General features: G+C 43.6%; 10 protein-coding genes. 5 read left to right on the forward strand and 5 right to left on the reverse strand.

Features of this window, described 5'->3' with window-relative positions; genetic code table 11:
- The first annotated feature begins 234 nt into the window (after positions 1–234).
- Complete coding sequence (locus tag LDO37_RS10850) at positions 235–1830, forward strand: BCCT family transporter (RefSeq protein ID WP_126608869.1); 1596 nt, start codon at positions 235–237, stop codon at positions 1828–1830.
- A gap of 112 nt (positions 1831–1942) precedes the next feature.
- Here the strand turns inward: LDO37_RS10850 and LDO37_RS10855 are convergent, their stop codons facing one another.
- The 3 genes from LDO37_RS10855 to LDO37_RS10865 form a co-directional block, all read right to left on the reverse strand.
- Positions 1943–2329 carry a transporter gene (locus LDO37_RS10855; protein WP_224055195.1) on the reverse strand — a complete coding sequence of 129 codons (387 nt, stop codon included), beginning with the start codon at positions 2327–2329 and terminating at the stop codon, positions 1943–1945.
- Positions 2330–2709: 380 nt separating this feature from the next.
- Entirely contained in the window at positions 2710–3435 is a 726-nt protein-coding gene (locus LDO37_RS10860; RefSeq protein WP_126608882.1) for a phospholipase A, read from the reverse strand.
- Positions 3436–3578: 143 nt separating this feature from the next.
- Entirely contained in the window at positions 3579–5909 is a 2331-nt protein-coding gene (locus LDO37_RS10865) for a helicase-related protein (RefSeq protein WP_126608867.1), read from the reverse strand.
- A 236-nt stretch (positions 5910–6145) separates the two neighbouring features.
- Here LDO37_RS10865 and LDO37_RS10870 point away from each other — a divergent pair, with 236 nt between their 5' ends.
- From LDO37_RS10870 to LDO37_RS10880, 3 genes are all read left to right on the forward strand, one after another.
- On the forward strand, positions 6146–7834 hold the full coding sequence (locus LDO37_RS10870; RefSeq protein ID WP_126608866.1) for an NAD-dependent malic enzyme: 1689 nt from the start codon (positions 6146–6148) through the stop codon (positions 7832–7834).
- Positions 7835–7951: 117 nt separating this feature from the next.
- A complete protein-coding gene (locus tag LDO37_RS10875; protein WP_126608865.1) occupies positions 7952–8275 on the forward strand; it encodes a DUF3392 domain-containing protein in 324 nt (107 codons plus the stop codon).
- Between the two features lie 13 nt (positions 8276–8288).
- Positions 8289–9083: a SanA/YdcF family protein gene (locus LDO37_RS10880; protein ID WP_126608864.1), complete on the forward strand. Its 795-nt coding sequence runs from the start codon at positions 8289–8291 to the stop codon at positions 9081–9083.
- 44 nt (positions 9084–9127) lie between these two features.
- Here the strand turns inward: LDO37_RS10880 and LDO37_RS10885 are convergent, their stop codons facing one another.
- Positions 9128–10453 carry a GGDEF domain-containing protein gene (locus LDO37_RS10885; protein WP_185829879.1) on the reverse strand — a complete coding sequence of 442 codons (1326 nt, stop codon included), beginning with the start codon at positions 10451–10453 and terminating at the stop codon, positions 9128–9130.
- 343 nt (positions 10454–10796) lie between these two features.
- On the opposite strand from LDO37_RS10885, the gene LDO37_RS10890 reads away from it, so the two are divergent.
- Entirely contained in the window at positions 10797–11621 is an 825-nt protein-coding gene (locus LDO37_RS10890; protein ID WP_126608862.1) for a DUF2797 domain-containing protein, read from the forward strand.
- Positions 11622–11664: 43 nt separating this feature from the next.
- On the opposite strand, the gene LDO37_RS10895 is transcribed toward LDO37_RS10890, so the two are convergent.
- A complete protein-coding gene (locus LDO37_RS10895; RefSeq protein WP_101111279.1) occupies positions 11665–12312 on the reverse strand; it encodes a 2OG-Fe dioxygenase family protein in 648 nt (215 codons plus the stop codon).
- Positions 12313–12656: the final 344 nt, after the last annotated feature.

The following is a 12656-nucleotide window of genomic DNA, read 5'->3' on the forward strand; positions in this document are numbered from 1 at the left end:
AATGAGTAAGATTTCTGCTGCATTTTGTAATCTTAACGTGATAGGATTGCACGCTTTTATGATCAACCTCACAGTTATTTTTCGCTGTGAGGGAAACTCACAATCTGATATCAACCACTTATCTGGACTCGCCGCATAACATATGTGCGAAGATCTAGAGCATTTACTGGCGATGGAACCTGTCTTCCTAGCGGTAAAAATGCTTGGTTTATCGGTTTCAAAAGCGAAAATTATATGTCTAAAACTATCCTGAGTCCTGAACAGCCCAGTATTGTAGAGGCTGACAGCTCAGCGATTCAATCTGCTCAACATGCCAGTACAACCCTCCAAAAACTTGGATTCAACAACCCTGTATTTTGGCTGAGCGGAAGTTTCCTTTTAATGTTTGTATTGCTTGCTCTCGTTAACACTTCACTACTGTCATCTATAATCAACTCTGGATTCACCTATGCCACCCAGTGGTTTGGCGCATTCTGGCAAATCTTATTGCTGGTAAATTTTGTAATTGGAATAGTGCTGGCGCTCGGTCAAACGGGTTATGTGCGCTTAGGTGGTCTCGCTCTGCCTGAAATCGACACATTCAAGTGGCTTTCTATTGTACTTTGTACGCTACTGGCTGGCGGTGGAGTATTCTGGGCTGCTGCTGAACCCATCGCACACTTCGTTTCTTCGCCACCTATTTTTGATGAATCTTCGGCAAGAGATATGGCGATAAACGCCCTTTCCCAGTCTTTCATGCATTGGGGATTTCTTGCTTGGGCAATATTGGGCTGCTTATCGTCAGTTGTGTTGATGTACCTTCACTACGAGAAAGGATTGCCACTTAAACCACGTACGCTGCTCTACCCTATTTTTGGCAACAAAGCGATTCACGGTAAGCTAGGCAACGCTATTGATGCGGTATGTATTATCGCAGTAGCCGCTGGTACAATTGGGCCAATTGGGTTCCTTGGCTTACAAGTAAGCTACGCGCTGAACGCGTTGTTTGGCATTCCAGACAGCTTTGCTACGCAAACTATGGTTATTCTATTTGCCATGGCTATGTATACCCTTTCAGCATTGAGTGGGCTCAGCCGAGGTATTCAATTAGTTAGCCGTTACAACATTATTCTTTCCGTTGCGTTAGTCTTCTTTATTCTTATTGCGGGTCCAACAAGCTTTATCATCGATGGGTACATGCAAGGTATGGCAACCATGATCGATAATTTTGTGCCTATGGCTTTATTCCGAGGCGACACTGGCTGGTTGAGTTGGTGGACCGTTTTCTTCTGGGGATGGTTTATTGGTTATGGACCAATGATGGCGATCTTTATTGCTCGTATTTCCAGAGGTCGTACCATTCGACAGCTGATCCTTGCGGTAAGTGTCGCTGCCCCCCTAATCACTTGTTTCTGGTTCAGCATTGTTGGTGGCAGCGGATTGGCGTTTGAGTTAGCTAACCCTGGTGTGATTAAAGCTGGCTTTGAAGGATTCAACTTACCGGGCGCATTACTTGCCATCACTGAGCAGTTACCTTACTCAACATTGATCGCTATTTTGTTCTTAGTTTTAACAACAACGTTCATTATCACAACGGGTGATTCAATGACTTACACAATCAGCGTTGTTATTACGGGCGACACAGAACCAAATGCAATGATGCGTGCATTTTGGGGCGTAGTAATGGGTTCAATGGCAATTGTCTTGATATCTCTTGGTCAAGGGGGAATATCTGCATTGCAGTCTTTCATCGTGATCACTGCGGTTCCGGCATCATTCATCTTAGTGCCTTGTTTGTGGCAAGCGCCTAAAATCGCTCATAAGATGGCAAAAGACCAAGGCATTTTGTAATGTGCTGGTCCAACACACTCTAGAGTCTGTTTAGCCAAATAAAAACCCCTGAAATCGATTCAGGGGTTTTCTCTTTCTAATGCGCTCAAATAAACACTCAGGTGCCTGAAATTTACTCTTGCTCCAATACGATTAGAAACTCATCTTCATTCAGATCCGTGATCACCGAGTGACTCTTCTTACCTATATTGGCTTTCTGATCTTGTTCTAGTTCATAAGGCATAATGAGAGTAATTTTCTCGACCCCTTCAGCTCTTGCCAGCTTCACTAGCCTAACAAGGTTTGTTTCATCACTATTTTGAGCAGACAAAGCTGATAAAGCCTGATCCCAGATTCTATCTTGCGGAGTTTGCATCTGATTCAAGCTGTCTTTCCAAACCACGCCAAAGATCGGTGCGAAAGACTGAATCGCCTCCAAAAATGTCCATTTCCTGCGGCAAACTACACCTAAAAAAGTGGTGTAATCAAAAACAATGTCCGCCGTTTTCGTTTTATCCATAATGCCCCCCGACATTGAGAATAGCGAAATATCCGAAGACTATTTCTTAAAACACAACGCCTTTGCATCGTTGTTTGTCACCTTTTGGTATGTATTACAAAAAGGTTTTGGCTGGGTCAAGCGAACCCTAACGCCATATTAGCAATACCACCTAAACCGTTACGGAATTGCATATAAACTCACTATTAACCACAATTTGCTATATAGCAATATGATATAAAACAATCGTCTGTTATGACCTTATTTCACAAGAAAAGGCTATAAAAAAGTAGGGTTATTTACACAATATGAACATAGTTGAAATGAATCAAAGAAAAAGATTTGGAATCCTGTCAGTTACTTGGCTGGTTAATCAACTTAGCCAACCAAATGAAGAAAACTTATTGCCAATTGACCAGTTTAAGACCAATCCCAACTCGAGTGTGGCTGTGGTTGTATTCAATCAACGTTTCTCCGTAGCCATGGTAAACCTGGGTATATAAGCCGACAAAGTCATTCATATAGAACGTATACCCAGCTTCAACACCACTTCGATCTGTATCAAAGTTATAAAATCCGCTTAAATCGAAGACACCAAAGGTCGAGTGAATCTTCATCCACGCATTCCATGGCGCGTAGTACTCTGCGATATCTGGATTTTCTCCAGTCCGCCCGAACACAGACCAAGCATGAATGCCGTATTCAAAGGGTCCATCAAGCAGTTCAAGAGCGAGGTAAGCTCTATCCCAACTGCGAGATAGTGACGCGGTTTGCCCATTAGATTGGTGTTTATAACCCAGCTCAATATTGTTGATGATGAATAGATCAGGACGATACATCACAAAAATTTGCGGCTTGTAGTTTGTTTCACGAAAAGGAGAGGAGATTTTATTGTTTGCTACTTGCCATAATGACGTTTGAGAATAAGCGGCTGCCAAGGATGAATTTGATGTAAATTGCAGCAAAGGAAATGAAAAGGAAAACTTAAACTTCGCCTCAAGTGATTGTAGCTCTCCGGCACCTTCAAACCCACCCGCTATGTAGTCTGCTTTATTAATGTCATTGGTATAACTTCCAATAACATACGTATCCTCATAGGAAGAAATGCTACTTAGGCTTTTAGCCATCAACGGACAAGAAAAAGCGATTGATATTAAAATTCCAACAATGGCGAATAATGGTTTTTGCACAGGCGGCAACCTTTGTCTTTTTATTAGTATTTTCAAATAGACAAGCAAAGATTACGCCAAGACCCTGGATCAATTAGCTCTTAGTTTTTAATATCAACTATTCGGCTGGCTTTACGATATTGCACACGCCATCCGCTCCAACGCGGCAGCTCCCAGCGTTTCGGGTCACCTTTTCTTAAACCGCGAAGATATAAAACATGGACGAGCTTTTTACTTGGGAAATACTCTACAGTCAGTTGCAAATCACCGATATTGAGCAGAGTTGGAAATTTTTCATCAAAATCCTCTCTTTCCCAATATGGAATGCCTTCAAATTGAATATCTTCCGGATCAAGTAATTCAAGATCCGCGAGTGTTTCAACGCCGAGGTCTCGCAACTGTTGCTCTAGCCAGCACGCGGCACTTTCAACTCTCTCTTCGGAATTGTTTTTTTCCAAGGCTTTGTACAAGTTCCAAGCCGCGATATCCGCTTTGAGTTTTTCTGCAAACCCTTTCCACGCTTTGCCTTGAATAAGGGCGTTGGCAACCGATTCCACGCCTTGTGGTTCACTCAAACGTTCGGTAATCACCCGACCTGCGTAGAGATATTGAGAGCGTGTAACCCACTCTTCTTCAATTTTTATCATGTCGCCATTTGCCCACTCTCCGATATCCAGCGCTTCTATTTGCTTCATCGCTATGGGCAACATTATGGTCGCGAGGTTTAGCGTTTGTTTGACCCCTCTTCCCGGTAAGCTGTGTTGATCCAGTACGACTGCCGCTTCTGCTGTATCGGGAAATCGCGAATCCCTTCCGGCCGTCAACTCACTGTACCCATTGCCCATAGCTTGCCTACGTTTCTCTCTGCGAACAAAAACAAGCTCGGGATGAAGCCGCGCGATTTCATTTACAAATAGGTTTGAATCGAACCGAGACGCAACCTCTAAATCGGGTAGTGATAGCGCATCCCGCATTTGTCTCGCTAGTGCTTGTGCTTCGCTCAGTACTTGCGCATCAACAAAAATGGCATCACATGACTCTCCGCGAACAAGTTTGATCAGGGTGAGTGCATCGCAACCTTTGGGTTCCCATTGGTTGAGTTTTTCTAACTTGTCTTCACTTTCTGGCAGCTTGAAGAGGCGCGCTGGTGTACATAAGACAGCACTTAGATCCACCATCGCTTCGCGCAATGGTTTGGTGGGTAAACGAGTCAGTAAGTCTGCGTACAATGCATCAATAGGAAGTGGATAGAGAATTTCGCCATGAGTGGTAATTACACCTTGATCATCAATAGCGCCCATTTGCGTGAGTCGCTCAATGGCTTGTGCTACCGATTTTTCAGGTAGCGGATCAAGAAAGGTTAATGTGTCTAAAGGATACCCACAACTGGCACTGGCTAACATCGCCTCGGTGAGCTCTTCGCGGTGCAATTCTGGTGGTGTTACGGCATCCAGTGGCGCGTGCTCCCCGAACAACCGGACGCAAATACCATCTTGAACGCGCCCCGCCCGCCCCGCTCGCTGCTTCGCACTTGCCTTTGAAATGTGCTTTAAGCTCAGAACCGTTCGACCATTTCTTTGCAAAGTACGTCTTTCCAACCCGCTATCTATCACCACCGAAATATTGGGAATGGTCAGTGAGGTTTCCGCTACGTTGGTTGCCAGTACTACTTTCTGCTGATCCTGTTGCTTCAAAGCCAGTTCGCGTTGAGTATCCGATACAGAAGCATGAAGAGGGGTAACAAGCACGCCATCTATGCTAGACAGGGCTTGTTGGCATTGTGTGATTTCTTTTCTACCCGGCAGAAAAACAAGAATGTCACCTTTGGTTTCCTGTAAACAATGCTCGACCTCGGTTCGTACTTTTTGCTCCAGCCCCCTGATATCGGGTAAGTGCCTTGTATCCTTTGCGCGATAACCGACACTCACAGAATACACCCGCCCCTCAGCGTATATTCGTTTTCCGCCAATGTAATCAACCAACCTTTGGGACTCTAGTGTTGCGGAGGTAACAATCAGGCGGTGCTGCTCTTCACGGCATAATATAGAAACAAGAAGATCCGTATCCCAACGCCTTTCGTGAAATTCATCCACCATCACCGTATCAAAATCACTCAGTTTTTTTTCAGAGTACCAGCGCAGCGCCACACCAGGTGTGACAAACACGACTTGAGTGTTTTCGGAATAGAAGCTTTGCAGTTTGATCGCATAGCCGATCTTGTCGCCAAGCTTTGTTCCGTCTTCCTTCGCCAAATATTCAGCCAGTGAGGTACACGCTATTCGCCTTGGTTCAACAACCAATACTCGACCAAATTTTGCAGCCCATAACGGCAAGCGAGTCGATTTACCTGATCCGGTTTCAGCCTCAACAACTAAATGGTGCTGATCTATCAAAGAATCAAATTCAGATTTTATCGCGTCGATTGGAAGCATGAGAAAAGGTCATCTAGAGAAATTTGAAAATGTGGCGCAGAGTATATACCCAAACCTAAGCGATATGCATCGAGAAAGCACGTTGCGCTTTTGTGAGCTCTAAATAGTAGTTTGTGGAACATAAACTTCAAACTATTGCTAATTAATTAGCGAATTAGAGAAGTTCGGTTTACAAGAATGTAACCAAACCGCTATCATTTCAATCTACGCCCGATACATCTCTTACCGAGTCACTAATGAATAACGATAAACGCCCTTTATATATCCAATACGCGGGTCCAGCTCTTCTGAGTACGCCTCTTTTAAACAAAGGCAGTGCTTTTTCCGCAGAAGAACGCATTTCTTTTAACCTTGAAGGTTTGCTGCCGGAATCGACCGAAACAATACAAGAACAAGTTGATCGCGCATATCAACAGTATAAAAACTTTGAAAGTGATATGGATAAGCACATCTATCTGCGCAATATCCAAGACACGAATGAAACCCTTTTCTATCGCTTAGTTCAAAATCACATCAGCGAGATGATGCCAATCATTTATACGCCGACAGTTGGTGCGGCTTGTGAGAACTTTTCGAACATTTACCGCCGCGGTCGAGGTATTTTTATCTCCTACCCGAACCGTGATCGAATTGATGATTTGATTAACAATGCCACTAACCACAATGTAAAAGTGATTGTTGTAACAGATGGCGAGCGAATCCTTGGTCTGGGTGATCAGGGGATCGGTGGCATGGGTATCCCTATCGGTAAGCTAGCGCTTTATACGGCATGTGGCGGTATCAGCCCAGCCTATACGTTACCAATCGTATTGGATGTTGGTACTAACAACCCTCAACGCCTTGCCGATCCAATGTACATGGGCTGGCGTCATCCTCGTATCACTGGTGCTGAATACAACGCATTTGTTGAAGAATTTATGCAAGCCGTCCAGCGCCGCTGGCCAGATGCATTGATTCAATTTGAAGATTTTGCACAAAAGAATGCGATGCCTCTTCTAGAGCGCTATAAAGATCGTGTTTGCTGCTTTAACGACGATATTCAAGGCACGGCTGCCGTTACAGTAGGTTCTTTGATTGCGGCTTGCCATGCGGCTGGAAGCAAACTTTCTGAGCAACGCATTACGTTCTTAGGCGCAGGCTCCGCTGGCTGCGGGATTGCTGAAGCCATCATTGCTCAAATGGTCTCTGAAGGGCTGTCCGATGAGCAAGCGAGATCACAAGTTTACATGGTCGATCGTTGGGGCTTACTCCAAGAAGGCATGCAAAACTTGCTCGACTTCCAAAAGCGTTTGGTTCAGAAAGATGCCAATACTAAAGATTGGGAGTCTGATGACGCTGGGTTCTCTCTATTGGAAGTGGTTAAAAATGCCAAGCCAACCGTATTAATTGGTGTTTCTGGTGCGCCGGGCTTGTTCAGCAAAGAAGTTATTCAAGCCATGCATTCAGGTTGTGAACGCCCAATTGTGTTCCCACTTTCGAACCCAACGAGCCGCGTTGAAGCGACACCAAACGATATTATTCGCTGGACAGGCGGCGCAGCACTCGTTGCAACCGGAAGCCCGTTTGATCCTGTAATTCATGATGGCAAAACGTTTGAAATTGCTCAGTGCAACAACAGCTACATTTTCCCTGGCATTGGCTTAGGCGTTCTTGCGGTTTCTGCGTCACGCGTGACCGATGAAATGCTTATGGAGTCAAGCCGAGCGCTAGCAGAATGTTCACCTCTAGCCCAACAAGGAACAGGTGCGTTGCTTCCTCCACTGGAAGAAATCCATATGGTTTCCAAAAAAATTGCGTTCGCCGTTGGGAAAAAAGCCATTGAGCAAGGTGTTGCACTGGAAATTACTGACGAAGCCTTAGAGAAAGCCATTAATCAACATTTCTGGCAACCGGTGTACCGTAAGTACAAACGCACAGCGTTCTAACATAAGCTGATGAGCTTCTAGTCAATTTACACAAATTGTCGGCACAAATGCACGTTTCATTCAGAAAAGCCCTTTATGGGCTTTTCTTTTTAGCATGAAACCGTAAGATTAGTGGTTATGTTAGAGATACTTACCACTCTAGGAACGAAACTGGTTCCCTACCTATCTGAAATTTCCACAGCCGTTATCGCCTGCGGATTGGTGGTGTTTGGCTCGGATATTAACCGAGTTATGCGCCGCGTACTTTCTGGTCATCACTTTATCGTACGAACTTTTGCTTTCATTACTATCAATGCATTTGGGTTTGGTTTTTTCATTGTGAAAATGTCTCCTCTTCTTTCACAATGGCTAACGAAGCTTGATCGTGATTGGCTAGTGATAGCCTTACTATTATGGTTTACTCTTGTGGGTATCTGGGCACAGCGAAATCGGCAGGTTTGATATTGGAACTAGCATGCTGAAACTCTCTCTACCATCTTCACTTATCTTATGGCTTCGCAGAGCAGCGTTGGTAATACTTCTATCTGGAATTACCTTACTCGGCACGCTCATTTTTATTGATCGCTGGATAAGTTGGCAAACCGAATCGCAAGTGTATTTTGAACCTGAAACGCTACCAGATCACGATGTAGCACTGGTGTTAGGCACTAGCAAATATATCGGTAGGACTCTCAACGACTTTTACACCCACCGCATCAACACAGCTATTCAATTATTTTTGGACAAAAAGGTGTCGTCTTATTTGTTGAGTGGCGACAACGCTCACCGCTCTTACAATGAGCCATGGACCATGAAGCGGGATCTTTTAAAAGCGGGTATTCCTGAAGATGCCATCTACCTCGACTACGCTGGTTTTAGAACTCTAGACTCAGTAGTAAGAGCAAAAGCCATTTTTGATGCTGATGATTTTATAATTGTGACGCAAGCATTCCATTGCGAGCGAGCTTTGTATATTGCCAATTATCATGGAATAAAAGCGGTTTGTTTGGCCGTACCGGGCCCCACTGGATCGGGTGGCTGGTTTGTTCGTGTAAGAGAAGTGCTTGCGAGAGCAAACGCGCTAATCGATCTCTATATAATTGATAAACAACCTAAATTCATGGGACCTAAAGTTCCAATAGAAAGTATCGAAGGTCCGCATTTACCTATCTCAGTTCTCAATAATGACTCTTCGGAGCAAGTAGGCAACGCACAAACACCAGAAGAGAATCTAGAAAAAGAGGGCTCGCCTGAGCCCTCTACATTCTAAGGTACAATATTTACCAATATGAGTCTGAGATCATTGGGTTTGCACTAACCGACCTGCTCTGACGCTATCTCACAGCGTCGAAAGTGAACTTCAACTCGATCACGTCCTAGGTGTTTGGCTTGGTATAGCGCTTCATCGGCTCTGGCCATGGTTTCGGTCATTCTTTCATTTTCCATCTCTGCCACACCCGCACTGCACGTTAACGGTTCGCCGTGAAGCCAAACATGCTCTCTAACATTACTTAGGATGCGCTCAGAAATTTCTTGAGCCTGTTCCAATCCGCTATCTCGACAGAATACAATGAATTCCTCTCCTCCCCATCTCACTAAGTGATCACTAGGTCGGATAACAGCACTGACCACAAGAACGAACTCCTTCAATATGTCGTCTCCAATCTGATGACCAAAGGTATCGTTGATTCTCTTAAAATGGTCTATATCCAAGTAAATCATCGATAATTTGTCTAAGCCAGCTTCCGTCTGCTTGGCAGCGTTATCCAACCAATTTCGGACTGAATGGCGATTCCTTGCCCCGGTAAGCGCATCAACCTGAGCCATTTCTGCAAAGCGCGTATTTTGTTGACGTAACCGGTCATTAACCATCTTCAGATGAAGATGTCGCGCATTCGCTTGGCTGATGGCTGTTAAGTTTCTACTGTGATCGAACCAAAAGAGTGCCACACCAAGTACCGTCCATATCAGTACCAAGGTAAGCATCAGCTTTTCTCCATCAACAAAATGCCCTTCGAATTCTATGCTATTTATTTTGATGTCATGCTCGCCAAGCTCTGTGTGTGAACCTGTCGCTATCTCAAATAAAACCACGTTGCTGAATTCTGGAGCTGCGTGCTCGATATCAGTATCAAAATCCGCTAACCACCAAGTCATTACTTGGAAGTTTTCCATCGGAATAACAAGTGCACCTCGATCGATGCCTGGTGCGAACTCTAAACCATTATATTTAACGGAATACTCGTTATCTGCCGTTGAATAGGCAGAGTTATAGTTCCGTAAATACACTCTTAATCGGGCTTCTGGGTCGTTAGTATGGTAGTCGATATTCAGCCTAACTGTATGATAGTTAGATAAATCGATTCCCTTCGTTATATCATTAGAAAGCTGTATAGAAACCGAGCAATATGGCCATGCATATTCACTCCGTTTTAACTGACATTGAAGACGCGCTTGATGCCCTTCCATCTGTAACCTAGATTCCGTCGAACCACCCACTTGCCTGTCATCGGTAGACAAAAAGGTAAAATGTTCTGGCGAAATTACTAGTCGCTGCGTATCTCCAAATTGGTAATAAAGTGTTATTACCGACAATGTACCAAACAACAACACCAGAAAAACCTTATGTATAAAGCTCAAATGATGTTTTCCATTCATGCTACACCTCATTTAAATGTGTAATACCCCATACAAATTGGAACTGGAGTCACACAATAATGTATATGTGCAAGATACCATAATTGTGCTTATAAGCACGAAATTTATGACAAAAATGAAGTCATAATTTAGTAAATAAAGATGTACATCAATAAAAATCAATGACAAAGATTACCATTCTATATTTAGCTCAAATCACTTGACGTCTTTAATACGTGTAAATCCCATTCGGGGATAATTGATAACTTTGCTAAAATCTAGAAACAAAACAAACACACCTAGGGTCAGAGACCTAGTAACGGTGTGAACAAATAAGAGTAATGTCATGTCAATCAATACAAAAGGCACTCTGAAAAAGCTGAGTTCTCAGCTTGCAGACGGTGTCGAATATTCCCTACCTGTCGGCGACGATAGGGTTGGGCTAAATGCGTTTATTGGAAAACCCATTAAACTCACTCACACTGGAAACATTTTTTGTAGTTCTTGCGGTAAGAAAACCAAAAAAAGCTACTCTCAAGGCCACTGTTTTGTTTGCATGCGAAAGCTTGCAAGCTGCGATATGTGCATCATGAAACCTGAGACTTGCCATTACGAGGAAGGAACTTGCCGAGAACCTCAGTGGGGCGAAGAGAATTGCATGATTGACCATTACGTCTATCTATCAAACACCTCAAGTTTGAAGGTGGGAATTACGCGTCATACGCAAATTCCGACTCGATGGATTGATCAAGGTGCCACGCAAGGGCTGCCTATCTACAAAGTAAAGAACCGTCATATATCAGGTTTAATCGAAGTGGAACTCGCCAAACACGTCGCTGACAAAACGAACTGGCGGACGCTTCTGAAAGGCGATGCTGAACCACTGCCATTAGAAGAACTTGCCAAAGAACTGATGCCTCATGCGAATGAAGTCATCAAGCAAGTTAAAGAGAAATATGGTGAAGACTCCGTAATACCTCTTGTTGATGCACCCACCGAGATTACTTACCCAGTACTTGAGCACCCAACCAAGATCGTATCTCATAATTTCGACAAGAATCCAGAAGTGACGGGGGTTCTCAGAGGCATTAAAGGTCAATACCTTATTATGGATACGGGCGTGATAAACGTTCGTAAATTCACATCATACGAAGTAACGTTTGAAGCCTAGTTGAACAAGAAAGCTGGAGTGTTGCGCACTCCAGCTTTCTCGATTACATAGCCAACTTGCCATCCGTCGCCGTTAGAACAAAGACGTCCATATGACCTTCGTTATCACGAATAATTGACCGGATTGGCTGAGCGTTATGCCACAACTTGTGATCATCAAGAATCGCAATTTCTCCATTCTCTAGAACTTTTCTAAAAAATGGGGCTTCATGGTTATCTTGATAAAGCATGATCTCACCACCGACTATGTTGTGCCTGTCTATACCGACAATCGCAATATGATCAAACCCGTCTTGATGAACGCCTTCTGGGGCGACTGGCGTTTCGTCAAAGACCGTCGCGATGCGTATTTGGTGAATTTCGATTTCTTGCCCAACAGGCAAGGCATTGGCTTCAACAAACAACTGACACATTTCGTGCATGGCATCCCCACTTAAGATATCAGTCTCAATGCCTTCAAACTGACGAATCACATCTCCCTGAAAGTGGTTGATATTTTCTGACTGCACAAAGTTATGTCGATTGACTTCTCTTAAGCTATTTGGCTGAAATTCAACAACAGAGTACCGTCGCAGCCGATATTTTCCATCAGCGTGTTTTGTATGAGGTAAGGAATCAAATGAAGGAGATAACTGAGCGATAGCATTATGGCTAAGTTGAGTGATTTGCAATGTACTTTCATGCGAAAACATAGTGACGCTCCTAGAAGCTTTTTAGCTACACATCATTCACAAACTATTTACATCAAGAATCGACCACTTATTCTGCCAGATCAAATTTTTCACATCACATATATCGATTTGTATTTAAATAAAGAATATAGAACTGCGTATACTGCCATTTCAAGATAGATGAACCAGCAATTCACTAGGTAGTTTATCAATAACAAAACTCTCCACTAGGCATAATTGTAACACTATGATTTAAATAGATATTAAGTCATCGCTGAGATTCAGTTCTTATCTATTTGACTTCTCTCTACTTTATTCGCACAACAGATTGTTATTTAGATCAATAAGTTCTATTCTCGGACGCT

The sequence above is a fragment of the Vibrio penaeicida genome, assembly GCF_019977755.1.
Classification (GTDB): domain Bacteria; phylum Pseudomonadota; class Gammaproteobacteria; order Enterobacterales; family Vibrionaceae; genus Vibrio; species Vibrio penaeicida.

Excerpts from the sequence above, each read along its gene's own strand:
- LDO37_RS10850 (WP_126608869.1), top strand. The coding sequence starts at position 235 with ATGTCTAAAACTATCCTGAGTCCTGAACAGCCCAGTATTGTAGAGGCT.
- LDO37_RS10855 (WP_224055195.1), bottom strand. The coding sequence starts at position 2,329 with ATGGATAAAACGAAAACGGCGGACATTGTTTTTGATTACACCACTTTT.
- LDO37_RS10860 (WP_126608882.1), bottom strand. The coding sequence starts at position 3,435 with ATGGCTAAAAGCCTAAGTAGCATTTCTTCCTATGAGGATACGTATGTT.
- LDO37_RS10865 (WP_126608867.1), bottom strand. The coding sequence starts at position 5,909 with ATGCTTCCAATCGACGCGATAAAATCTGAATTTGATTCTTTGATAGAT.
- LDO37_RS10870 (WP_126608866.1), top strand. The coding sequence starts at position 6,146 with ATGAATAACGATAAACGCCCTTTATATATCCAATACGCGGGTCCAGCT.
- LDO37_RS10875 (WP_126608865.1), top strand. The coding sequence starts at position 7,952 with ATGTTAGAGATACTTACCACTCTAGGAACGAAACTGGTTCCCTACCTA.
- LDO37_RS10880 (WP_126608864.1), top strand. The coding sequence starts at position 8,289 with ATGCTGAAACTCTCTCTACCATCTTCACTTATCTTATGGCTTCGCAGA.
- LDO37_RS10890 (WP_126608862.1), top strand. The coding sequence starts at position 10,797 with ATGTCAATCAATACAAAAGGCACTCTGAAAAAGCTGAGTTCTCAGCTT.
- LDO37_RS10895 (WP_101111279.1), bottom strand. The coding sequence starts at position 12,312 with ATGTTTTCGCATGAAAGTACATTGCAAATCACTCAACTTAGCCATAAT.